General features: G+C 75.4%; 17 protein-coding genes and 1 pseudogene. 11 read left to right on the top strand and 7 right to left on the bottom strand.

The window, feature by feature from the left end; all coding sequences use genetic code 11:
* Positions 1-15 precede the first annotated feature (15 nt).
* Entirely contained in the window at positions 16-2,595 is a 2,580-nt protein-coding gene (locus tag OKX07_RS04690) for a penicillin acylase family protein (RefSeq protein ID WP_265630698.1), read from the bottom strand.
* On the opposite strand from OKX07_RS04690, the pseudogene OKX07_RS20400 reads away from it, so the two are divergent.
* Positions 2,581-2,961: pseudogene (locus tag OKX07_RS20400) on the top strand (FmdB family zinc ribbon protein); the annotation flags it as partial. The gene OKX07_RS04690 and the pseudogene OKX07_RS20400 overlap by 15 nt on opposite strands.
* 14 nt (positions 2,962-2,975) lie before the next feature.
* On the opposite strand, the gene OKX07_RS20395 reads toward OKX07_RS20400, so the two are convergent.
* Positions 2,976-3,350, bottom strand: coding sequence for a hypothetical protein (locus tag OKX07_RS20395; protein ID WP_322746855.1), 375 nt, complete (start codon positions 3,348-3,350; stop codon positions 2,976-2,978).
* A 52-nt stretch (positions 3,351-3,402) separates the two neighbouring features.
* Here OKX07_RS20395 and OKX07_RS04680 point away from each other — a divergent pair, with 52 nt between their 5' ends.
* Positions 3,403-4,113 (top strand): SAF domain-containing protein, encoded by a 711-nt coding sequence (locus OKX07_RS04680; protein ID WP_265630696.1) that lies wholly within the window; start codon positions 3,403-3,405, stop codon positions 4,111-4,113.
* Between the two features lie 46 nt (positions 4,114-4,159).
* Positions 4,160-4,819, top strand: coding sequence for a large conductance mechanosensitive channel protein MscL (gene mscL, locus OKX07_RS04675; RefSeq protein WP_265630695.1), 660 nt, complete (start codon positions 4,160-4,162; stop codon positions 4,817-4,819).
* Between the two features lie 36 nt (positions 4,820-4,855).
* Here mscL and OKX07_RS04670 read toward each other — a convergent pair whose 3' ends face one another.
* Positions 4,856-5,179 (bottom strand): hypothetical protein, encoded by a 324-nt coding sequence (locus OKX07_RS04670; RefSeq protein ID WP_265630694.1) that lies wholly within the window; start codon positions 5,177-5,179, stop codon positions 4,856-4,858.
* Between the two features lie 229 nt (positions 5,180-5,408).
* Complete coding sequence (locus OKX07_RS04665; RefSeq protein WP_265630693.1) at positions 5,409-9,965, bottom strand: hypothetical protein; 4,557 nt, start codon at positions 9,963-9,965, stop codon at positions 5,409-5,411.
* A gap of 357 nt (positions 9,966-10,322) precedes the next feature.
* Between OKX07_RS04665 and OKX07_RS04660 the strand changes: the two genes are divergently transcribed.
* A complete protein-coding gene (locus OKX07_RS04660; protein ID WP_265630692.1) occupies positions 10,323-11,615 on the top strand; it encodes an MFS transporter in 1,293 nt (430 codons plus the stop codon).
* A gap of 90 nt (positions 11,616-11,705) precedes the next feature.
* On the top strand, positions 11,706-11,930 hold the full coding sequence (locus OKX07_RS04655) for a hypothetical protein (protein WP_265630691.1): 225 nt from the start codon (positions 11,706-11,708) through the stop codon (positions 11,928-11,930).
* Between the two features lie 400 nt (positions 11,931-12,330).
* Here the strand turns inward: OKX07_RS04655 and OKX07_RS04650 are convergent, their stop codons facing one another.
* The gene (locus OKX07_RS04650; protein ID WP_265630690.1) at positions 12,331-13,626 is read right to left on the bottom strand and encodes a helix-turn-helix domain-containing protein; all 1,296 of its coding nucleotides are present in this window, start codon (positions 13,624-13,626) and stop codon (positions 12,331-12,333) included.
* Between the two features lie 57 nt (positions 13,627-13,683).
* Entirely contained in the window at positions 13,684-14,718 is a 1,035-nt protein-coding gene (locus tag OKX07_RS04645; RefSeq protein ID WP_265630689.1) for a CPBP family intramembrane glutamic endopeptidase, read from the bottom strand.
* 116 nt (positions 14,719-14,834) lie between these two features.
* On the opposite strand from OKX07_RS04645, the gene OKX07_RS04640 reads away from it, so the two are divergent.
* The 4 genes from OKX07_RS04640 (at position 14,835) to OKX07_RS04625 (ending at position 18,590) form a co-directional block, all read left to right on the top strand.
* On the top strand, positions 14,835-15,233 hold the full coding sequence (locus tag OKX07_RS04640) for a hypothetical protein (protein WP_265630688.1): 399 nt from the start codon (positions 14,835-14,837) through the stop codon (positions 15,231-15,233).
* A gap of 104 nt (positions 15,234-15,337) precedes the next feature.
* Positions 15,338-16,591: a sensor histidine kinase gene (locus tag OKX07_RS04635; protein WP_265630687.1), complete on the top strand. Its 1,254-nt coding sequence runs from the start codon at positions 15,338-15,340 to the stop codon at positions 16,589-16,591.
* The gene (locus OKX07_RS04630; protein ID WP_265630686.1) at positions 16,588-17,283 is read left to right on the top strand and encodes a response regulator; all 696 of its coding nucleotides are present in this window, start codon (positions 16,588-16,590) and stop codon (positions 17,281-17,283) included. The genes OKX07_RS04635 and OKX07_RS04630 overlap by 4 nt, the downstream gene beginning before the upstream one ends.
* Positions 17,280-18,590, top strand: coding sequence for a sensor histidine kinase (locus OKX07_RS04625; RefSeq protein WP_265630685.1), 1,311 nt, complete (start codon positions 17,280-17,282; stop codon positions 18,588-18,590). Before OKX07_RS04630 ends, OKX07_RS04625 begins: the two co-directional genes overlap by 4 nt.
* A gap of 77 nt (positions 18,591-18,667) precedes the next feature.
* Here OKX07_RS04625 and OKX07_RS04620 read toward each other — a convergent pair whose 3' ends face one another.
* Positions 18,668-20,332: a GH39 family glycosyl hydrolase gene (locus OKX07_RS04620; protein ID WP_265630684.1), complete on the bottom strand. Its 1,665-nt coding sequence runs from the start codon at positions 20,330-20,332 to the stop codon at positions 18,668-18,670.
* Positions 20,333-20,490: 158 nt separating this feature from the next.
* Here OKX07_RS04620 and OKX07_RS04615 point away from each other — a divergent pair, with 158 nt between their 5' ends.
* Together OKX07_RS04615 and OKX07_RS04610 are read left to right on the top strand one after the other, a co-directional pair.
* Positions 20,491-21,528 (top strand): LacI family DNA-binding transcriptional regulator, encoded by a 1,038-nt coding sequence (locus OKX07_RS04615; protein WP_265630683.1) that lies wholly within the window; start codon positions 20,491-20,493, stop codon positions 21,526-21,528.
* A 110-nt stretch (positions 21,529-21,638) separates the two neighbouring features.
* Positions 21,639-22,742, top strand: a complete 1,104-nt coding sequence (locus OKX07_RS04610) for a YihY/virulence factor BrkB family protein (RefSeq protein WP_265630682.1) — start codon at positions 21,639-21,641, stop codon at positions 22,740-22,742.
* Positions 22,743-22,757 lie beyond the last annotated feature (15 nt).

The raw sequence follows: 22,757 nt of genomic DNA, 5'->3' as shown, positions 1-22,757 counted from the left end.
CGGGCCTCGGGCCTGTCAGTCCTCCGGGGGCGCCAGCGTCTGACGGTCCCCCGCGTCGGCCTCGACGGCGGCCGCGGAGTACGGCCACGGGAACTGCCGGCCCTGCGCCCACGCCTCGAGCTGGTCGTCGTAGTGGACGCTCGCCGGGTGGCCCGACGTGCCGGTGAGGTTCACCCACGTCGAGGAGTCGAGGTCGCCCAGGTCGACGACCATCCGCATCGTCGCCGCCGACGTCACCTCGAACGACCCGGTCGACGCGTCCCAGCCGGTGGCGTCGACGATCGACGACCCTCCGCCGACGCGCTGCGGCGTGGGGTTGACCAGCGTGTGCAGCGCGGCGGGCACGCCCTCGCCGCCCAGCACGGGGTGCCGGGGCGCCGCGACGTGCAGCAGGCCCCACGCCCAGTCGTCGGTCCGTCCGCCGATCTGCGCGGTGAGCTCGCGGCGGGCCGACACCAGGGCCCGCGCGAGCACGTCGTCGCGACCCTCGACGACACCGGGGGTCGAGCGGTCGTCCCACCACATCGACGTGGGGTTCTCGAGCAGGACGCGCACGACCTCGAGCCAGCGTGAGTCGCCCGTCGGGGAGTGCCCCTCGGGCAGGTCGTCGGCGAAGGTCAGCGTCAGGACGTCGGCCCACACGGCCGCGAAGTACATCGCGGCCGCCGAGTCCGCGTCCATCGACCGGTCCCAGTCGCGCAGCAGGTCCTGCCCCGCGGCGTCGAACTCGTCCTCCAGGTCGACCTGCAGCAGCGCGGGGACGAGCGCCTCCGCGTACGGGCTGTGCCGGTCGCCCTGGACCTCCGCCATCGACGCGACGTCGACGGGCTCGCCCGACGCGATGCGCTCCGTGAGCAGGTCGCGGATGCGCTGGCTGCGGTACCCGTAGTCGGTGTCCTCCGCGAGGAACGGGCCGACGCCCACGGGCGTCACGGCCTGGTTCGCGGCGACCACGAAGCCCTCGGCGGGGTCGAGCACCCGGGGCATCGCGGACGGGTCGACCCAGCCCTGCCAGTCGTAGCGCGAGTCCCAGCCGGGCCGCGGCCACGTGCCGTCCGACGGGACGGGGCCGGCGACCGCGTTGCGCTGCGGGATGCGCCCGGGCGCCTGGTAGCCGATGTGCCCGTCGGTCGTCGCAAAGACGATGTTCTGCGCCGGCACCTCGAACAGCGTGGCGGCCGCGGCGACGTCGTCGGCGTCCTGCGCGGTCATCAGCGCGAAGATCGCGTCGCCGGTGCGGCCGGGCGTCAGCGCCGTCCAGCTGAGCGCGACGTCGAACCGCAGGCCGGGCGCGTCCTCGGGGACGGGCGCGCGCTGCACCTCGGCCAGGTCGAGCACGTCCGAGACGATCGGCCCGTGCCGCGTCGTGCGCACCTCGATCTCGACGTCGTCGGCGCCCGCGACCTCGATGGTCTCGGTGCGCACCTCGAGGGGCACCCGCTCGCCGTCGACCAGCACCTCGCCGTCCTCGATGCGCTCGAGGAAGAAGTCGGTGACGTCGGCGCCCATGTTGGTCAGGCCCCACGCGAGGTCGCCGTTGTGGCCGATGACGACGCCCGGCAGCCCCGCGAGCGCGAAGCCGGTGACGTCGAACGGGCACGCGTCGGACACGTCCGCGCAGCGCAGGCCGACCTGCGACCAGACGCCCGGGGCGGAGATGCCCATGTGCGGGTCGTTGGCCAGGACCGGGCTGCCGGAGGCCGTGTGCTCGCCGGCCACGACCCACGAGTTCGACCCGATGCCGTCGCCGTCGCCGATCAGGTGCGGCACGGCCGCGAGCGCCCGGTCGACGGACGCCAGCGCGTCCTGCACGGCGCCGTCCCCCAGGTCCAGGGCGTCCTGCCCGACCTGCGCGGACGTCAGGTACGCGCCGCCGGTCACGTCCGCGGCCGTGACCACGGGCACGTTGCGGTCCTGCGGGTAGGCGGGGAACAGCTCCTCGACGCGCGCGACGTCCTGCACGAACCGGTACGTCATCGCTCGCGACAGCTCACGGTCGTAGTTCGCACGCAGGTCCCACGCCATGGCCTTGAGCCACGCGAGCGAGTCGATCGGGTCCCACGGCTCCGGTGCCTGCTGCGGCACGCGCAGCCCCAGGACGGTGTACTCCATCGCGAGCGCGCCGGGGTCGCGGTCCGCGAGGTACGCGTTGACGCCGTCGGCGTAGGCCTGCAGGTGGTCGCGCGTCTCCTCGGACAGCAGGCTCCACTCCTGCTCGGCCACGCGGCGCCAGCCGAGGGTGCGGATCACCGTGTCCGCCTCGATGGCGGCCTCGTCCGGTCCGACGAGCTCCGCGAGCCGGCCCGACGCCACGTGGCGCCGGTAGTCCATCTGGAAGAACCGGTCCTGCGCGGCGACGTACCCCTGCGCGACGAACAGGTCGCGCGACGTCTCGGCGACGATCGTCGGCACGCCGCGGGCGTCGCGCGTGACCTCGACCTCCGCACCCAGGCCCTCGAGGGTCTGCGTGCCCTGCACGTCCGGCAGCGGGCGCCGCACGACGAGCGCGAGGACGAGCGTCGTGACCACCAGGGCGAGCACGACGACGACGGCGATGACGACGAGCGCGGTACGCAGGCGGTGACGACGGGGCACGGTCGCAGGGTACCCGTGAGGGCGCTTGACGGTGGCGTTAGAGTTGGCACTCGGATCCTGAGAGTGCCAACGACGGCCGGGCCGCACGCGAACCTGAGGTCGACGAGAGCTGCACGTCGATCGACTCGGTCCGTCCGCGGGCCCGTGCGGCGAGCGCCGCGGCACCCTCCGGCACCATCTGCGAGGACCGCCGGGGACGCCCGGCGACGACGATCGGGAGTCACGTTGCCCACCTATGCCTACCGCTGCACGGCCTGCGAGCACACCCTCGAGGCCCAGCAGTCGTTCACCGACGACGCCCTGACGGTCTGCCCCGCGTGCGAGGGTCGCCTGCGCAAGGTCTTCTCGTCCGTGGGCGTCGTGTTCAAGGGCTCCGGCTTCTACCGCAACGACGCGCGGGCGTCGACGTCGACGAAGAAGTCCGTCACGGCGGGCGCGTCGAGCGGGTCGTCGGACGGTTCGTCGGGGTCGTCGAGCACGTCGTCGGCCTCGGATTCGTCGGGTGGCGGGTCGTCGTCGGGTGGGTCGTCGGACGGTGGGTCGTCGTCCGGGGGGTCGTCCTCGGGCGGGTCGTCGGGCAGTGGTTCGTCGAGCAGCGGGTCGTCGAGCACGTCGTCGGGCAGCTCCTCGTCGGGTGGCTCGAGCACCTCGTCACCCGCGTCGGCGCCCGCCGCGTCCTCCTGACGCGCGACGGCGCCCGCGGCACCTCCTGACGCGAGCCGCCCACAGCACCACCGCACGTCGGGTGCGTCCACAGGTCTGACGCGCACCCCCACGGCCGGCCCGCCGCGCGCCTAGCGTCGCGGCATGGCCCTCCTGACCGCTGCGGTGTCACCGCGGCACGACGCCGCCGCCTCACGCCCCCCGCCGCTGCCGCACGGCCGGCCGCCGACGCGGCTGCGTGTGCGGGCGCTCGCCTGGCGGACGCGGTTCGCTGTCGCGGCGCTGTTCCTGGGGATCGCCGCCGGGGTCACCGTCCACACGCTCCGGCCACCGCCCGCGGCGAGCGTGCCGGTGGTCGTCCTCGCGCGGGACGTGGCGGCCGGGTCCGCTCTGGTCGCCGCCGACCTGGAGGTCGTCGACGTCCCTCCGGGCGTGGCACCCGCCGGTGCGCTGCCGCGGACCGGCGACGCGGCCGGTCGGGTCACCGCGGTCGACCTGCCGGCCCGTCTGCCGCTGACGCCCGCCCTGCTGGCCGACTCCACCCTCACCGGGCCGCCCGGCACGGTCGTCGTCGCGGTCCGTCTCGACGACGCCGCGGTCGCGGACCTGCTCGAGCCCGGACTGCACCTCGACCTCGTCGCCGCGCGGCTCGAGGGCGGCCCGGGCGAGACCGTGGCCCGCCGGGCGCTGGTCCGCCCCGCCCCGGCGGACACGTCGACGACGGCCGGCCTGCTGAGCGGTGGTGCCGCCGCGGACGACGGCCCACCCGTGCTCGTCGCCGTCACGCCGGCCGAGGCCGTGCGGATCGCGGAGGCGTCCGTGTCCTCCCGGCTGGTCGCCGTGGTCGTGCCATGATCTGCGCGAGGTCGTCGAAGCGGTGTGCCCTGATGCGGGAGGTCGGATGTCGGACGACGTGCGCGGTGGTCTGCGTGGCGCAGGCGAACGGATCAGGGCCGTGGGCGGCAGCCCCCAGGTCACGGGCATGGCGAAGGTGCTGCAGGGGTTCAAGGACTTCGTCTCGCGCGGCAACGCCATCGAGCTGGCGGTCGGCGTGGTCGTCGGTGCGGCGTTCACCCAGGTCATCGCCGCGATCCAGAACGGGCTGATCAGCCCGCTGATCGGCTGGATCTTCGGCAAGCCGGACCTCGAGAACGTCTGGAACATCGGGCCCTACACGTGGCGCGACCCGGGTCCGGGCGAGGACCCCGTCGCCGCGATCCAGGTCGGTGTCATCCTCAACGCGCTCCTGCAGTTCCTCATCACCGCCGCGGCCATCTACTTCCTGATCGTGCTGCCGCTCAACGCGCTCGCCGCCCGCCGCAAGAAGGGCGAGGAGGACGAGCCCGCCGCCCCGTCCGAGGACATCCTGCTGCTCCAGGAGATCCGCGACCTGCTCGCGCAGCGGCCCTCGCCGGCGATCCTCAACGACACGACGCCGACCACCGGCGGCCAGGGCAGCACCGTGCCCGGGACGAGCACGTCGCCGGCGGCCGGTCCGCCGCGGACTCCCGGGACACCGCCGACGCCCGGTGCGCCACCGAGCATCCCGCCCGGCGGCTGAGTCACAGGCTCCACCGTCGTCGAGAAGCCGTCGCACTCACCAGTGCGGCGGCTTCTCGCGTCGCAGGCGGTCGTCGTCCGACGTGGGCTCCTCGCGACCCCAGCCACCGTCGGTGTCGTCGGCGGACCGCATCGCCTGCCACGGGTCGTCGACCGCGTCGGGTCCGGCCGAGGCCGGTCGCGAACCGGTCGACCCCGGGTCCGCACCGAGCGGCTCGTCCGGGCCGGCCGGTCTCGTCGCTGGCTCAGCCGGGATCACGGTCGGTGCGGACGGCAGCACCGACCGCAGCACCGACTCGTCGCTGCCGACCGTCCCGGGCGGTCGCACGGCCCGACGCGGCCGACGCGGTGCACTGCTCATGCACCGATCCTCGCGCACCCGCCACCGCCCCGGTGCCACCGCTCCCCCGGCGGTCGTCCCCGTCGGTGGGACGGCTCGTCGGCGAGACCGGGCTGAGTCACCGGACGACCGCCGTATCGGTGCCCAGGGCCGATCTCGACGGCACCGCATCCCGCACCGTGGACACGGGACGCCGTCGCGGGTCGAAGGATGCCATCCGCGACGTGCTCGACGTGAGCCGAGCCGTCGGTCAGCTGAAGGCGCGCATGACCGCGGCACGGACCGCCGAGTCGACGCGGTGGCTCCGACGCGTGATGCCCAGCTCCGCGCGCAGGTCGTCGGCCAGCTGGTCCCGGGTGTGCTCGGCGCCGTCGGACCGCAGCCACCGCACCAGGTCGTCCAGCTGGTCGTCGCTGTACGCGTTGATCGGCAGCCCGGCCCGCACGTCGGGGCGGGTCGCGGTCCGCACGGGCAGCGCGAGCTGCTCGCCCGACGCGGGGGTGTCCATGAACGCCTCGGTCTGCACCGGACCGGCCGACGGCCCGGCCGCGGTCGGTCCGCTCGTCGGGGCCACCGGGGTCGGGGCCACCGGCGTCGCGCCCGTCTGCGGCGCGCGCGCCGCCCCGGTCGCGACGACGGGCGTCACGCCCGTGGGCGTCCGCACCACCGGCACGGCCCCGGTCGCCGGACGCACCTGGGGCTCCGTCGGGGTCCGGACCACGGGCACGGCTCCCGTCGGGGTCCGCACCACCGCGGCACCACCGCTCGCACCCCCCGCCACCGGCACGGCGCCGGTCGCGGGACGCACCACCGGCACGGCGCCGGTCAGGGGACGCTGCGCGACGTAGGGGCGCACCGGTGCGCTCTCCTCGTCGTCGTCGACGTGCACCGGCACGGCCGTCACGGTGGAGGGCGCCGGTGCGGCGGCGTCGGGCAGCCGCTGCACGAGCGCCTCGTGCACGGTGCGGCGGATGCGGTCGACCTCCGCCTGGGGGTCGAGGAACGCGGCGGCGGACCACACCCGCACGACCGACCAGCCCAGCTGCGCGAGCCGGTCGCCGACGAGGCGGTCGCGCACGCGCACGCTCGGTTCACCGACGTACGCGGCGTCGTCCGTGAGCACCGCGACGAGCATCTCGTCGGGGAGGTCGGGGTGGCCCACGACGAGCGGGATGCGGGCACCGCCGGTCACGCCGTGGTCGACGTCGACGACGAGGCCGTGGCGCCACAGCCGCTCGGCGAGGTCCAGCACGAGACGGTCGGGGTCGGGGCCGCCGGTCGGGCGCTCGGTCGCGGCGTGGCCGGCGGCCTGCGCGCCGCGCTCGGCCGCGAACCGCAGGACGTCGGTCAGCAGCAGCGGGCCGGGGCCGCGCAGGCGCTCGGGGTCGAGGTCGTCGGCGCCGAAGGCCGCGACGACGGTCAGCCGGTGCCGGGTCGAGCCCAGGGCGTCGAGCAGCAGCGCGTCCCCGCCGGGCCGGCTGACGGGGCCGAACGTGTGCAGGACGCGCCGGTGCGGGGTGCGTCCCAGGCCGACGGACAGGATGACGGCGTCGCGTCGCAGGCCGCCGACGTTCGCGACGTCGACGACGAGGAACGGGTCGGGCCGTGCGGCGTCGAAGAACGCGGCGAGCGCGGGGTTGTCGCGCACCTCGGCCAGGACCGTCTCGCGGACGGCGTCGGCGTGCCGGGGGGTCAGGGTGACGACGGCGAGCGACTCCTCGGGGTGCTGCAGGACGTGCTCGACGACGAGCTCGAGGACCCGCTCGACCTCGACGGCCGTGGAGTCGACCATGCTGGTCGCCGGGTCGGGCATGCCGGTGCCGTCGACGGTCTCGAGGGTGACCAGCGGGTGCGACGCGGGCAGCGGCGTCGGGACGAGCACGCCCTCGTAGCCGTGCTCGGCGAGGAACCGCGTCAGGTACGGGTCGCGGCGTGAGGCGTCGGCGTGCAGCGCGACGGACGGCAGGACGCGCGCGAGGTCGCGGACGGCGCTGCCGGACGCGCAGCGTGCGTCGCCGACGACGACGACCTGGCGGCCGCGCGCGATGGCGGGCAGCGCGGCCTCGATCGGCAGGTGCGCGGCGGCGTCGATGACGACGAGGTCGACGGTGCGCGACGCGGGGAGGACCTGCGCGACGAGCATCGGCCCGGCGACGAGCACGGGACGCAGCCGGCGCGCGAGGTCGGGGTACCGCGAGACGGTGTCCCGCAGCGACGTCATGCGGTCCTCGACGAGCTCGGCGAACAAGCCCTCGGCCTGGTCCCGGTGCGAGCGGACGGCTGCGGCGATGCGTCCCACGGCGGTGGCGAGCACGGGCGCGGTCCGGCTGACGACGTGCCGGCGGTCGAGCACGGCGTACCGCGCGGACAGCTCACCGAGCGCTGCGCCGTCGTACCCGGCGAGCGCGGGGTCGGCGGCCAGGACGTGCTCGAAGACGGTGCTCCACCACGCGAGGTCGAGCTCGGCGGGCGCCTGTGCGGCCTCGACGCGACGGGACGCGAGCTCGTCGACGAGGTCGCCGAGTCCCGCGGCGCGCAGGCCGTGCAGCAGGGTCGTCCGCTCGGGCAGCGTGTCCAGCGCGGACGCGCCGGAGCGCAGCCGCGCCAGCCGCTCGCGCAGCACGTCGAACGGCGTGGAGGTCAGCTGCCCGCCCAGGGGTGTCGAGGTCAGCACCTCGGCGACGCCCTCGACGTCCTGCCGCACCGCGTGGTGCTCGTCCTCGATGACCTCGAGGCTCTCGGGCAGGCGCGGCCAGCCGCCGGCGGGGCAGTGCGCCTGCCACACGCTGCGGCGCTCCTGCACCGCGATGAGCGCGCCGTGCAGGTCGGCGACGGGCCTGCCGGGGCGCAGCATGTCCTTGGCCTGCTTGCGCAGGCGGCGCCGCACCCAGAACCCCATGGGCACGTCGTTCGCCTCGCGCCACTGCTTCGTGGCGGTCGCGGCGACGAGGTCGGCGGCGGTGCGCTCGAAGACCAGCGGCTGGAACACGTCGAGCGAGGCGCGCACGCCGTCGAGCATGCGCAGCTGCTCGGCCCACTGGTCGAGGGTCGTCGCCTGGGTCAGGCCCGTCTCACCGGCGACCTGCGCGACGCGCTCGACGAGCAGCGGCAGCGTCACGTCGAGCAGCCGGTCCAGGCGGCGGCGCACGACCTGCGCGTCGGCGGACGTGCGCACGTCGGCGCCGTACCAGGGAGTGTCCTGCGGGCGCAGCGCGAACGCGCCGAGCTCACCGGCGCGCACGAGCTCGGCCGCGAGCCGCGTGCGGCGTCCCGCGTCGAGCGTGCGCGCGACGTCGGGGGTCAGACGCACGGTCGTCGCCGGCATCGGGCGGGTCGCGGTGAGGCGCGCCAGCTCCTGCAGCGCGTCGTACGCGGACACGCCCCACGGCTCGCGCGGCACGTGCAGCGCGTCGACGTACCCGCGCAGCCGCTCGCGGTGCTCGAGCAGCGGGCCGCGCACGGCCTGCACGGCGTCGGTGTCGACGACGGGCGGCTCGAGGGTCATCGCGCCGAGCAGCCGACGCGCGGCGGCGGTCCTCCAGCCGGCGTGCGGCTCGACGTCGAGCACGATCTCCCCGAGGCCGAGGCGGCGCAGCCGGTCGACGAGCGACACGGCGGCGCGGCGGTGCCCGGGCACGTACAGGACGGTGCGCCCCTCGGCGGCGGCGTCGGCGACGACCGCGGCGAGCGTGCCGGTGACATCCGAGCCGGTCGGGGCGTCGACGAAGACGTGGGCGCCGGTCGCGACGACGTCGAGCACGTGCTGCTGCGCGGGGTCGAGGTCGCCGACGCCCCGTTCCGTGGCGGGGTCCCGGTCGCCCGTGACGGGCTGCGGGAGCGGCACGTCGAGCGTCGCGCGGGCGTCGTCGAGACCTGCGAGGGCGCGGATCACGTCGTGCCGCTCGAGCGTCCCCGCGAGCTGGTCGAGGTCGTCGACGATGACCTGCCCGGGGTGGACGAACGTGCCGACGACGACGCGCTCGACGAGCGTGAAGTCCTCCAGCACGGCCTCGCCGAGCGACGCGAGCCGCTGCAGCGCGCCGCGCGGGTCGAACCCGGAGGCGGTGAACGTGCCCCGCGCGACGGCCGCGGGGTCGAGCAGGGCGCCGTGGCCGCGCAGCGCACGGGCCAGCACGGGGTTGACCTCGATCGCGGGCTCGAGCTCGATCTCGTAGTCGCCCTCGCCGGTGCCGCGGGCGCGCAGGCCGACGGGCCGCAGCAGCACCGGTGCGCGCACGGTCCGCACGGCGGTGTCGTGGCCGTCGGACCCGGCGGGCCGGCCGCTGGGCGTGCGGGGGTGGCGGGTGACGTGCGCGAGCGCGCCGACGTCGTCGGACGCGAGGTCCGCGCTGGACCGGTCGGTCCAGGTCGCCACGCCGATCGCCAGGGACGTCGAGGCGATGCCGTAACGCTGGGTGTAGCCGGCGGCGCGGGCACTGACGGCGCGGGCGCGACGCCGGGCGCCGGAGAGCGCACCGGGCTCGCGCACGAGGTTGGACAGCCGGGTGGGCCGGCCGGCGAACAGCTGGGCCATGCCCGACGGGTGCGCGGACGACAGGTCGAGCGCGGCGTCACCGAGCTGGTCGACGTCGGCGAGCGTGGAGGCGCCGGCGGCCTCGACGAGCGCGGCGCGCCACGTGACGACGGCGCCCTCGAGCATCTCGGCGGGCGACGGCGGCTCGACGAGCGCCACGGGCGGGCCGTCCGCGGTCGCGGGCCGGTCCGGCGCGGCGACGTCGCCCTCGGGGGACGGCGTGGTCCCGGCAGGGGGCGTCCCCGTGCCGGGGGTGCGTGCAGGAGCGGTCACCTTGGCACGGTAACCGCGGGACGGGCGGATCCCCGGGCGGCCACGCCGTGCCCGTGCGGGTTGCGTCCGGACGGGTGGCGGCGGGGGCGGGGAACGGGGCGCACTTCGCCGGAATCATGCGGGTGGAACGACCGACGGGACGGGCCGCAGGGGCCCGTCCCGTCGATGCTGAAGTATGAGACGGTGCGCACCGCGCAGGGGGCAGGCGATACGCACCGTCGGGTTCAAGTGTGCGACATCCGGCGGTGTTGGTCAACTGTCCAGGCCTCACCCGGAAGGTGAAAGTTCACAGAGCTGACGTCCGGACGACGTGTCCGCGACGCCTACCCTGGACCCGGACGACGGACGGAGGACCCGATGCGCGGGCGCCCGAGCGCGGCCGCCGTCTGGGCGGTCGCCGCTGCCGCGTACCTGGTGGCGGTCGTCCACCGCACGGCGCTCGGGGTCGCCGGCGTCGAGGCGATCGAGCGGTTCACCCTCAGTGCCACGGGCCTCGCCTCGTTCTCCGTCCTGCAGCTCGCGGTCTACGCGATCCTGCAGATCCCCGCGGGCCGCGCCCTCGACCGGTTCGGCGCACGCGCGCTCATCACGACCGGCTCGGCCGTCATGGCCGTCGGCCAGCTGGTCCTCGCGCTCGCCGACGACGTCCCGACGGCCCTCGTCGCCCGCGTGCTCCTCGGCGCGGGCGACGCCGCGATCTTCATCAGCGCGTGCCGCCTCATCGCCGAGTGGTTCCCACCCCGCCGGATCCCGGTGATGGTGCAGGTCACCGGGCTCGTCGGCCAGTCCGGGCAGATCGTGTCCGCCGTGGTCGTGGCCGCGGTGCTGCACGCCCGCGGCTGGGGCTGGACCTTCGGCGCGCTCGCGGCCGCGGGCGTCGTCGTCACGCTGGCCGCGGCGCTCGGCCTCGCACCCGGACCGGCGCGGCCCGTCGGGGACGCGCGCCGCGACCGCTTCGTGCACGCCGTCCGCGCCGCCTCGCTGCCCGCCGGGACGCGGCTCGGGTTCTGGTCGCACTTCGTCACGCCCTTCTCCTCCAACGTCGTCGCGATGCTGTGGGGCGTCCCCTTCTTCGTCACCGCGCAGGGCCGCACCCCGGCGGAGGCCGGCCTGCTGCTCACCGCGATGACCCTGGCCGCCATGACGGCCGGCCCGCTGGTGGGCCGGTGGACGTCGCTGCACCCGCTGCGCCGCTCGTGGGTCGTCCTCGCGTCCGCCGCGGCGACCCTGGCGGCGTGGGTGTGGCTGCTGGTGCCGAGCACCCCGCGGCCGCTGGAGCAGCTGGTGGTGTTCGCGGTCGTCATCGGCGCCGGGGGCCCGGTGTCGCTCGTCGGCCTCGACTACGCCCGCACGTTCTCCCCCGTCGACACGCTCGGCACCGCGACCGGGTTCGTCAACACCGGCGGCTTCGTCTCGACGATCGCGGGGGTGCTCGCGGTCGGCGTCGTGCTGCAGCTCGTGTCCCCCGCCGGCGCGACGACCTACACGCTCGACGCGTACCGGGCCGCGTTCGCCGTGCTGCTCGTGCCGTGGCTCGTCGGCGTCGTCGGCGTTCTCCACAGCCGGCGTCGGACACGGGCCGCGCTGACCGCCGCCGGCACACCGGTGCCGCCGCTGCGTGACGTCTGGCGACGTCGGCGCGCGTCGTGATCGCCGGGACGCACGTGCTCCACCCTTGACCACCTGACGCCACCGGGACGGGCGACGCCGCACCCGGGTCACGCGGGATAGGTTCGCTCGATGGAACCGCTCGACCCCGCGCTCGCCGGCGTGCGCGCCTATCTCAGCCACCTCGACGGGTGCGAGGTGGCCGTGCGGACCCTGTCGGGCGGCGAGTACGTCGGCCCCCTGTCCTGCCTGCTGTCCGGCAACGTCATCTTCGTCGGCCCCTCGGGTGCGGCGCCCTGCATCCGCATCGACGCCGTCGAGTCCGTGCTGCTGGTGAGGGGTGTGCCCGGCCGGTAGCACCGGCGCGGGCCCCCAGGCTCGCGACGCCGGACCGGGACCGGGGCGGTCCGACGGTCCGGCGGCGCGAGCGGTCGACGCATTGCGGGAACGCTCCCTCAGATGGCCTTGCAGCAGGGAGCGGCGACGACCACGGGGGTAGCCGAGGCAGCGGAGGCGCCGAGGAGACCGCCGAGTGCAACGAGGATGGCGACGGCGGCAACGGTGAGCTTGTTCATGATGGGACCCCTTCGGAACGACGCGCCGGACTGTCCGGCACTCCGGCATGGTCCCTACGGGGATGTCGTGACCGCAATGACTAAGGCGACACCGGGGTAGACACGCCCATGTCGGCCGTCACCCGGGCGTGTCGCCCGCGGTGGCGTCCGCGCAGGTCCTCAGGGGGTGCGGCAGGGGGTCGTCAGGGGCGCGTCGTCCCCACGCCCGCGGCGTCCAGCGCGCGCCGGTACGCCTCCGCGACACGCGCGCGGTCGTCGCCCGCGGCGCGCAACCGGTCCCCCAGACGCCGCCACGCGACGGCCGACGTGCGGCCCGCCGGGGTGAGGTCGAGCCGGTCGGCGACCTGCCGGTACGCCTTGACGGCGGCGGTCCGCTCGCCTGAGGCGAGCAGCGCGTCGCCCAGCGCCTCGTGCGCGGCCGCGGCGTCGCGGCGCTCGCCGGTGGACAGCAGGTCGACGGCGCGGGCGGCGTGCACCAGCGCGGCGCGGTTCTGCCCGAGGACGAGGGACGCACGCGAGCGGATGGTCGCGGCGCGCGCGTGCTCGACCTGCGACTCGCCGACCTCCAGGGCCGTCGAGGCGGCGTCGAGCTCCGCCAGCGCCTCCCGCGGGCGGGCCGGCGTGACCGCCAGCAGCAGCTGGGCGAGGTCGAGGCGCAGGCGCGGCATGTCACGCTCGGCCTCCTCGCCGCCGGCGATCGACAGCGCCGCGCGCAGGTGGGCGAGCGCGTCGTCGGCGTCGCCGGCCGCGTCGTCGACGAACGCGAGGTTCCAGTGCACCGACCAGATCGCGCGCGCGGACCCGTGCACCAGCGCGCGGGTCAGCAGCTCGGCGCCGCGCACCCGCGCGTACGTGACGTCGCCGCGCGCGACGTACGCCCACACGAGCGTCGACTCGAGGCGGATCAGCTCGTCCGTGCCGGCCGCGGTGGTGGCGAGCACGGCCAGGTTCTGCTCGCCCGCGCGCACCGCGCCGTGCAGGTCACCGGCCTCGGTCAGCGCCATGACGAGGCGCATGGCGGCGTAGGCGGCGCGCTGCGGGCGGTGGCCCTGGACGAGCCGATGCGTCGTGTCCTCGAGGACCCGGGCCGACCTCTCGAGGTCCCCCGCGAGGTCCAGGGCCTCGGCGTGGGCGAGCAGGACCCGCGCGCTCTGGTCGACGTCCAGGGAGTCGAGCGCGACCTGCTCGAGCTCGGTGACGGCCTCGGTCGCCCGGCCGGAGCGCACGAGCTGGCGCGCCCGCACGACGGCCGCCTCGGACGCCCGGTAGGCGGGCGAGCGCTCGCCCTCCTCCAGGTACGTGGTCGTGACTCCCAGGGCGCGTGCGAGCCGCTCGAGGGCGCCGTCGCCCGGGCCACGCACGCCGCGCTCGAGGTGCGAGACGTAGCTGGGGTGCATGAACGCCGCTCGTGCGAGATCGGCCTGGGACAGGCCGCTGCGCTCACGGGCGTCACGGATACGTTCACTGACAGGATGCACGGCTCTCACGATAGGCATCCACCCGGCTGCACGGAAGGGGGGTCACCGGGACTGCTGTCACGAACGCGGTGACGTCCTGCTGCGGGACGGGTCGGCGAGCGGCCCGGGGACGACCACGGGCCCGCCCGCGTCGACCGCCGCGGCGGGCGGGGCGTCCGGCGGGGGCGGGGCGGCGACGAGCCTCCGGGTGGCGACGCCCGTGCGCCGGACCAGCACCTCGACCAGGCCCAGGTACGCCAGCGTCGACGCGGTCGACACCCCGAGGGCGACCGGGCCGATGTCGACCAGGTCCAGGTCGGCCAGGTCGACGGCCCCCAGGCTGAAGACGAGGACGTTGTTGACGACGTGTGACGCGGTCGCGGCCTCGAGACCACCCGTTCGCCACACCAGCCAGCCCATCGCGAGCGCCCACACGGCGGTGTCGACCATCGCGAGGTTGACGTACGCGTGCCCGAGCACGAACAACGGGACGGGCAGCACGAGCGCGAACACCGGATGCCGGAGCCACGTCCCGACCGTCTGGACCAGGTAGCCGCGGAACACGACCTCCTCCGCGAGGCACTGCGCGGGCACGAGCAGCACGACGAGCCCGATCATCAGCCAGGACGTCGCGTCGACGCGCGGCTGCCACGCCTCGCCCTGCAGCGCGGCGAGGGCGAGGTCGCCGCCGGTGACGACGAGCGCGAGCGCGGCGGACAGCGCCAGGCAGCGCGCGGCCCAGCCCCACCGGACCCGCCCGGCGACCGACGCGAGCAGCCCGACGGGCCGGGCGCCGAGCAGCCACGTCGCCAGCACGGCCGCGGGGAGCATCGCGATGATGCTCAGCATCGCGAGCGTGAACGCGAGCGGGTCCCCCAGGTCGGCGATGTCGAGGGTGCCGAGCGCGTCCAGGCCGCCGGGCCCGGAGGCCAGCGCCGTCAGGAGCACGACGACCGCCCCGACGGCCAGGAGCGCGACGAACACCGCGACCCCGACGAGCCCCACGAGCAGCGGCCGCCACCAGCGCGTGCGGGGGCTCGTGCGCGGCAACCGGTGGTACGCGTACGTCCCCGGGACCTCGTGCGGGTCGACGACGACGTGCGGGTGGCTCACGGCACCATGCTCGCCCGCCGCGAGCCCCGGCGCATCGTCCGCGCGACCGAGCTGCACGGAGCCCACTCGGCGGAAATCGCTGCCGGCACGGTGGGGTGGTGGCCTACCGTCGCGGGATGCCGGACGAGACCTGGGTCGAGCACCGCCGCAGCGGGGACCGCGAGCGGCTGGGCTGGGTGCGCCCGTCGGGTGACGGCTACGTCGCCGTCGACCGGCTGGGGCGCGACGTGACGGGCGTGGTCGGGTGGACCGACGCCGAGGCTGCGCTGGACGAGCGCGGCCTGCACTGGCTCGCGGACCTCTGGCAGCTGACCCGCGAGGACGGCACGGTCGTGCGGGTCCGGCTGGTCGAGGTGAGCCCGGCGCGGGTCGTCGTGAAGGCCGACGACCTGGACGCCCTGGGCGGCGAGGCCGGCACGGGCCTGGTGACCTACCGGCTGCCGTTCCCCGCGCCCGCCGCCCTGGCGCCCTTCACGGGGGACCCGTTCACGTTCGACCCCGACCGGGGTCGCTGAACCGGCCGTCCCGGGGTGCGGCCGGCGTCGTGCGCGGCACGCCACCTCCCGGGTCGTCCCTGCGATCGATCCGGCGCCCCCGCCGCGCGGCCTAGCATCACGACGTGACCACGACGCCCGACCCCGACGCGGCGCCTGCGCCGAGCCGGGCCGGCCGCGTGTGGGCGCACACCTGGCGGCTGCTGCTGGCGGTCGGCGTCGGCGGCTCGGCGGGTGTCGTGGTCTACGGGTTGGGCCTGCAGGGGAACCCCCAGTTCGCGCTGCTCCCGTCCGCGCCCGTGTGGTTCTTCGTGGACCTGGCGCTCCTGGCCGTGTGCCTCCCGATGTACGTGGTGCGGCACCGCGCGCCGCTGGTGCTCACCGGCGCGATCGTGGTCCTGGGGTCGTTCTCGCTCTTCTCGGCCGGCCTGGTCGTCTTCGCGGTGGTGTCGCTCGCGACGCGACGACGGTGGTCGGAGATCGTGGCGGTGGCCGCGCTGTGGTGCGGTGCCACGCTGGTCAGCGAGCGCGCGTTCAGCGCGTGGGTGATGCCGGCCGAGACGTTCCCCTCCGCCGAGGTGTGGGCGGTCGCCGCCCAGCTCGTGTTCACCGCGCTCGTCGTCGTCACCGGCATGTTCATCGGCGGGCGGCGGGCGCTGGTCGCGTCCCTGCGCGAGCAGGCGGCGATCGCGCGACGCGAGGCCGACGCCCGGAGCGACAGCGCCCGTGCGGGCGAGCGCAACCGCATCGCGCGGGAGATGCACGACGTGCTCGCCCACCGCCTGTCGCTCGTCGCGCTGCACGCCGGGGCGCTGGAGTACCGCGCGGACCTGGAGCCGGAGCAGGTCCAGGAGACCGCGGCGGTGGTACGGGAGAACGCGCACGAGGCGCTCGGTGAGCTGCGCGAGGTGCTCGGCCTGCTGCGGGACCCGAGCGCGGCCGAGGAGCACTCACGACCGCAGCCCACGTTCGCGCAGGTCGGTGACCTCGTCGACGGGACGCGTGCAGCAGGCTCACCCGTGACGTTCGTGCTGGACCACGTCGCGGAGGACGACCTGGCGCAGCTGCCCCTGTCGACGAGCCGGCACCTGTACCGCGTCGTGCAGGAGGCGCTGACGAACGCGCGCAAGCACGCGCCGGGCACCCCGGTGCAGGTGCGGATGCACGGGTCCCCGGGCGAGCGCGTCGGCGTGGAGGTCATCAACCCGATGCCGGAGCACCCGCCGAGCGCTCCCCTGCCCACGTCGGGCTGGGGGCTGACGGGCCTGTCCGAGCGGCTGCGGCTGACGGGTGGCGGGCTGGACGTCCAGCGGCGCGACGGGACGTTCGTGGTGCAGGCGTGGCTGCCGTGGGCGGCCGGGACGGAGGGTCAGGCATGACGACGACGGCGGAGCCGGGGGTGGGACGGTCCGTGGGTCCGACGGTGCGGGTGGTGCTGGTCGACGACGAGACGCTGGTCCGCGTGGGGCTGCGGCTCATCCTCGGGGCGGACCCCGCCATCGAGGTGGTCGGCGAGGCCGCCGACGGGCTCGAGGCGCTCGACGTGGTGCAGCGGACGTCCCCCGACGTCGTGCTCATGGACATCCGCATGCCGCGCCTGGACGGGCTGGCCGCGACCGAGCGCCTGCTCGCCGGGCAGCCCGACGCCCGGGTCGTCATCCTCACGACGTTCGACACCGACGAGATGGTGCTGGGCGCCCTGCGGCTGGGTGCCGCGGGGTTCCTGCTGAAGGACACCCCGCCGGCGGAGATCGTCCGGCACGTCCTCGACGCGGGCGCGGGCCGCACGACGCTGTCGCCGTCGGTGACGGACCGCCTCATCGCGTCGGTGACGCACCAGCCCCGCGACGAGCGCCGGACCGTGGCCCGCGAGCACCTCGACCGGCTGACGGAGCGCGAGCGGGACGTCGCCCGCGCCATCGGTCGGGGCCTGTCGAACGCCGAGCTCGCAGCGGAGCTGTTCATCACGGTCGCGACCGTGAAGACGCACATCAGCCGGATCCTGGAGAAGATGCCGGCGGACAACCGCACGCACATCGCCATCTGCGTGCACGAGGCGGGCGACGTGTGACCTCGTCCCCGCGACCGGTCCTCGCGACCGAGGCGCCCCTCGGGTACCGCGCGGTGCCCGAGGTCGCCGGGCCCGCCACGCCGAGCCGTGGGCGTCGAGCGTGGTCGCACACCTGGCGTCTGCTCGTCGCCCTGGCCGTCGGGCTCGTCCTGACCGTCGCGGTCTTCGGCGTCAGCCTGGAGGCCGACCCGGGCATGGCGGCGCGGGAGAGCGCCATGAGGTGGTTCTACGCCGTCGAGGTGCTGTGCCTGCTGGTGTGCGTCGTGCTGTACGTGTTCCGCCACGCGGCGCCGCTCGTCGTGACGGGCCTGGTCGTCACGGTCGGCTCGTTCTCGCAGGCCGCCACCGGCGTCGTGCTGCTCGCCGTCGTCTCGTTGGCGACCCGCCGGCGCTGGGTGGAGATCGGGCCCGTCTGCCTGCTGTGGCTGGGCGCGGAGATGGTCTCCGACCGCGCCTTCGGCACGTTCGTGGTCCATCGGGCCGACGCGCCGGTCCTGCACGACGTGCGGGCCGTGCTCGGCCACCTCGTCGTCCTGGCGCTCGTCGTCCTGACCGGCCTGGTCATCGGTGGGCGTCGGACGCTCGTCGCCTCGCTGCGGGACCAGGCGGCGATCGCGCGACGCGAGGCCGACGCGCGCGACGAGAGCGCCCGCGCCGCGGAGCGCAACCGCATCGCCCACGAGATGCACGACGTACTCGCCCACCGGCTGTCGCTCGTCGCGCTGCACGCCGGGGCGCTGGAGCACCGCGCCGGGCTCGAGCCCGGCCAGGTCCGGGAGAGCGCCGCGGTGGTGCGCCAGAGCGCGCACGAGGCCCTCGGCGAGCTGCGCGAGGTCCTGGGCCTGCTGCGCGACACGACCGCCACCGACGAGCACTCGCGGCCGCAGCCCACGTTCGCGCAGGTCGGCGAGCTCGTCGAGGGGACGCGCGCCGCCGGGTCACCCGTGACCGTGGTGCGGGACCGCGTGCGCGAGGACGACATCGCGCGGCTGCCCCTGTCGACCAGCCGCCACCTCTACCGCGTCGTGCAGGAGGCCCTGACCAACGCGCACAAGCACGCGCCGGCGGCACCTGTCCGGGTGCGCCTGCACGGTGCGCCCGGCGAGCGCGTCTGCCTGGAGGTCACCAACCCCGTGCCGGACGGCGCCCCAGCCACGCCGCTGCCCACGTCGGGCCGGGGACTGACCGTCCTCGCCGAGCGTCTCCGGCTCGCGGGCGGCGAGCTCGACGCGCAGCGCCGTCCGGACGGCACGTTCGCGGTGCACGCCTGGCTCCCCTGGGCGGCCGGACCGGACGGTCGGGCGTGACCCGGGGTGACGCGGCCGTGCCCGTCGAGGACGACGACGAGGACGACGGGCACGGCCGCAGCTGGTGGGTCCGCGGGTCAGGCTCCCACCGCGGCCGGTGACGTCTGGAAGAGGCCGACGACCGCCCACGGGGGCAGGTCGAGGTCGATCTGCAGCACGCCGTCGTCGGACGCGGTCAGGGTGCGGCGCAGCAGCGCGTCGGCGGCCGCGCGCAGGTCCGCGGTCTGCTGCAGGGTCAGGTTGATCGGCTGGCCCATGGCGTGCCACGCCTCGGCGACGTTGCCGTGCTCCCCGTCGAGCTGGACGAGGTCGAACGTCGCGCCCGCGGGCAACCCGGCGACGGTGTGCCGCACGGTGCGTCGCGTACCGACGTCGGCGAGGCGCCGGGCGTCGTCGTAGGTGCTCTCCGCGCGGACCGACCGCCCGCCCATCTCGTCGGGGTAGTGGTGCAGGACCCCCGCGACCCGTCCGGTGGCGCGGTCGCGCGTGAGCACGCCGTGCGGCAGGTCCGCGAGGACCTCGTCGCCGAGCTGCGCGAGCATCGCGAACGCGTGGAACGTCGGCTTGTGCAGGCCCTGCTCGTTGACCATCCCGAAGCCGCCGTGGAACGGGCCGAGGCCCGCGCCGCCCTCCTCGAAGACGTCGGTGAACGTCCAGTACGCGATGGAGTCCGCGAGCCCCGCGCAGCGCAGGTAGGCGCGCGTGATGTAGGTGGCGGCGAACAGCGTGTCGTGGCTGCGGTCGCGGCTCGACGGCGACGTCGACCACTCGGTGATGTGGACCTCGGCGTCGGGGTACGGGGAGGCGGCGACGATCGAGCGCAGCAGCGTGAGGTCGTCGTACGTCGCGTCGACGTAGCGGCTGATCTCCTTGTGGCCCCCGGCGGGCGTGGCGGCGTAGTCCGTCGGGTACAGGTGGGCGGTGAGGAAGTCGACGGGGAGGTCGCGCTGCGCGCACCACGCGATGAACTCCTCGATCCACACCGGACGCCAGTCGAGGGCGTCGGGGTTCTCGGCCTGACCCGTCGCGATCGACGCGGTGCGGTCCTCGGTCTCGCCGGCGTACCGGGCGTCGGGGACGAACACGCTGGTGGACGGGCCGCCGACGAGCAGGCCGGCGTCGATCGCCTTGATCGCGCGGACCGTGGCCTCGTAGAGCTCGAAGTACTGCGTGCGGGTGCCGGTCCAGAACAGCGGGACGAGGTTGGGCTCGTTCCACACCTCGAACCGCCACTGCCGGACCTCGTCGAGCCCGTAGCGCTCGACCCAGTGGCGCACGGTCGCGGTGACGAGGTCGGCCCAGCGGCCCATGTCGGTGGGCGGGCTGCAGTGCGCCTTCCACCAGAACAGCGTCTCGGTCTGCGTCGCCAGGGCGCGGGGCATGAACCCGAGCTCGACGAAGGGCCGGGCGCCGGTCGACAGGATGAAGTCGAAGACCTTGTCGACGTAGCTGAACGTGTGGACCGGCTCGGCCAGCGGGGTGGGCGGCCCGAAGCCCCCGCCCCCGCCGTCGTCGCCGCGGTAGACGAACATGTCGTCGTGGAACAGCCCGTGGAAGCGCACGTACCGGGCGCCGAGCACGTCGACGGCCTCGCGGAAGTGCGCCTGCCAGTCGGCGCGCAGGGCCTCGTTGGCACGGCCGGCACCGACGCACTCGTTCCACACGTGACGCAGCGTCCGACCGTCCGCGGGCACGCCGTCGACCGTGAGCGCGCGGGCGGTGGCGGAGGTCCCGGACGGCATGACGTCTCCTCGTCGAGAGTCGAAACAGTTTCGCAACGCCTGGTGGCGACTGCCACTGTACGGAGACGATCCGAGCCGGTCAATCGGTGCTGACAGCGCCTTGTCGGGAGCTGCCGCGCCGTCTAGGCTCGAAACAGTTTCGTCCCCGAGGAGCAGCCATGGCAGGTCGACCGTCGCCTCGACGCGTCACGCTGGACGACGTCGCCCGACGCGCCGGGGTGTCCAAGGCGACCGTCTCCAAGGCGCTCAACGGCCGCGACGACATCGCGCCGGACACCCGGGACCGCGTCCTGGCGACCGTCGAGGCGATGGGGTACCGCGCCACGACCGACCGCGGCCGGCCGGCCGCGGAGCGCGCCGTGGTCGCCGTCCTGGACGTGCTCGAGTCGCCGTACATGACGCACGTGCTCGGCGGCATCCTCGCCGCCACGACGGCCGCCGACACCGACCTGCTCGTCCGGCTCGCCCCCGACCGGGACGCGCGCACGACCCGCGCCGCCGCCCGGGCGTGGGTGGCGCGGCAGCGCGCCGCCGGTGCCGTCGGCGTCGTCGGCCTGACGCTCGCGCAGCCCGACGCGCTCCTGCTCGCGGCGCAGGAGGCGGGCCTGCCGTTCGTCATGGTCGACCCCGTCGACACGCAGGAGGCGCGGGTCGTCAGCATCGGCGCGACCAACTGGGCGGGCGGACGCACGGCCACCGAGCACCTGCTGGGCCTCGGCCACCGGCGCATCGCCTGGATCGGGGGGCCCGCCGGGTCGACGGCCGCCCGCGAGCGCCTGCACGGCTACCGCGCGGCCCTCGACTCCGCGGGCGTCCCGCCCGATCCCGCCCTCGTGCGCAGCGACGAGTTCGCCGTCGAGACCGGGACGCGGCACGCCCGTGAGCTGCTCCGCCTGCCCGACCCCCCGACGGCCGTCGTCGCGGGCGACGACGAGATCGCCGTCGGCGTCCTGACCGCCGCCCACGAGCTCGACGTGCCCGTGCCCGGCCGGCTCAGCGTCGTCGGGTACGACGACACCCCGCAGGCCGGCTGGACGAGCCCGCGCCTGACGTCGGTGCACCAGCCGCTCGACGGCATGGGACGCATGGCGGTCGAGACCGTCCTGGGCATGGCGTCCGGCGTCGAGCCCGCGTCCTGGTCCGTCCAGCTGGCGACCACGCTCGTCGTCCGGGAGTCCACCGCGCCGCCGGCCTGACCCCGCCGGCCTGACTGCCCAGGGCCGCTGCCCCGCCTCCCCGTGCGGGCCGGCCGCGCTCGCCGCATGCTGGCGGGTGACCAGCCCTCTCGACCGGACCGGGACCGACCATGAGCGCCACGACCAGACCTCCGCACGACGACGCCCCCGGCGCTGCCGCCCACAAGGAGGACGCACCCGCCCCGGACGACCCGCGCAAGCCCGACTCCCCCACGGACCTGCACCGACGGTCCTGGCGGTACGTGCTGCGCACCACGCTCCGCGAGTTCCTCGGCGACCAGTGCACCGACCTCGCCGCCGCCCTGACGTACTACGCGGTGCTCGCGCTCGCGCCGGCGCTGCTCGCGGTGGTCTCCCTGCTGTCGCTCGTCGACCAGCCCGACGAGGTGATCGACGGCATCGTCGACCTGGCGAGCGGTGCCGGTGCCGGCGAGCAGGTCGAGGGTTTCCGTCCCGTGCTCGAGAACCTCAGCGAGTCGCCGGCGGCGGGCGTGGCGCTCGTCGTCGGCCTCGTCATCGCGCTGTGGTCCGCCTCCGGGTACGTCGCCGCGTTCAGCCGCGGCATGAACCGCATCTACGAGGTCGACGAGGGGCGCCCGATCTGGAAGCTGCGACCGATCCTGCTGCTGCTCACCGCCGTGCTCGTCGTCATCGCCGTGCTCGTCGTGGCGCTGCTCGTGCTGTCCGGGCCGGTCGCGGAGAGCGTCGGCGCCGCGATCGGGCTGAGCTCGACCGTCGTGTCCGTGTGGCAGGTCGTCAAGTGGCCCGTCGTCGTGGGGCTCGTCGTGGCGGGGATCGCCGTGCTGTACCACTGGACGCCGAACGTGCGGCAGCCGAAGTTCCGGTGGCTGAGCCTGGGCGCGCTGCTCGCCCTGATCGTGTGGGTCACGGCGACCGCGGGGCTGGGGCTGTACGTCACGACGTTCGCCAGCTATGACGAGACGTACGGGTCGCTCGCCGGCGTCATCGTGCTCCTGCTGTGGCTGTGGCTGACGAACCTGGCGCTGCTGTTCGGTGCCGAGCTGGACGCCGAGCTCGAGCGCGGCCGCCAGCTGCAGGCCGGCATCGAGGCCGAGCGCAGCATCCAGCTCCCGCCCCGCGACACCAGCGCCAGCAAGAAGCGGCACGACAAGCTCGAGGAGGACGTCGAGCGGGGGCGTCAGCTGCGTGAGTCCGCGACGCGGCGCAAGGACGACGCCGAGGCCTCGGACTGACGGCCCCTCGCCGAG

Origin of the sequence: Cellulomonas sp. S1-8 (genome assembly GCF_026184235.1) — a bacterium.
Lineage (GTDB): Bacteria > Actinomycetota > Actinomycetes > Actinomycetales > Cellulomonadaceae > Cellulomonas.
This window is presented reverse-complemented; position numbering and strand designations above follow the sequence as displayed.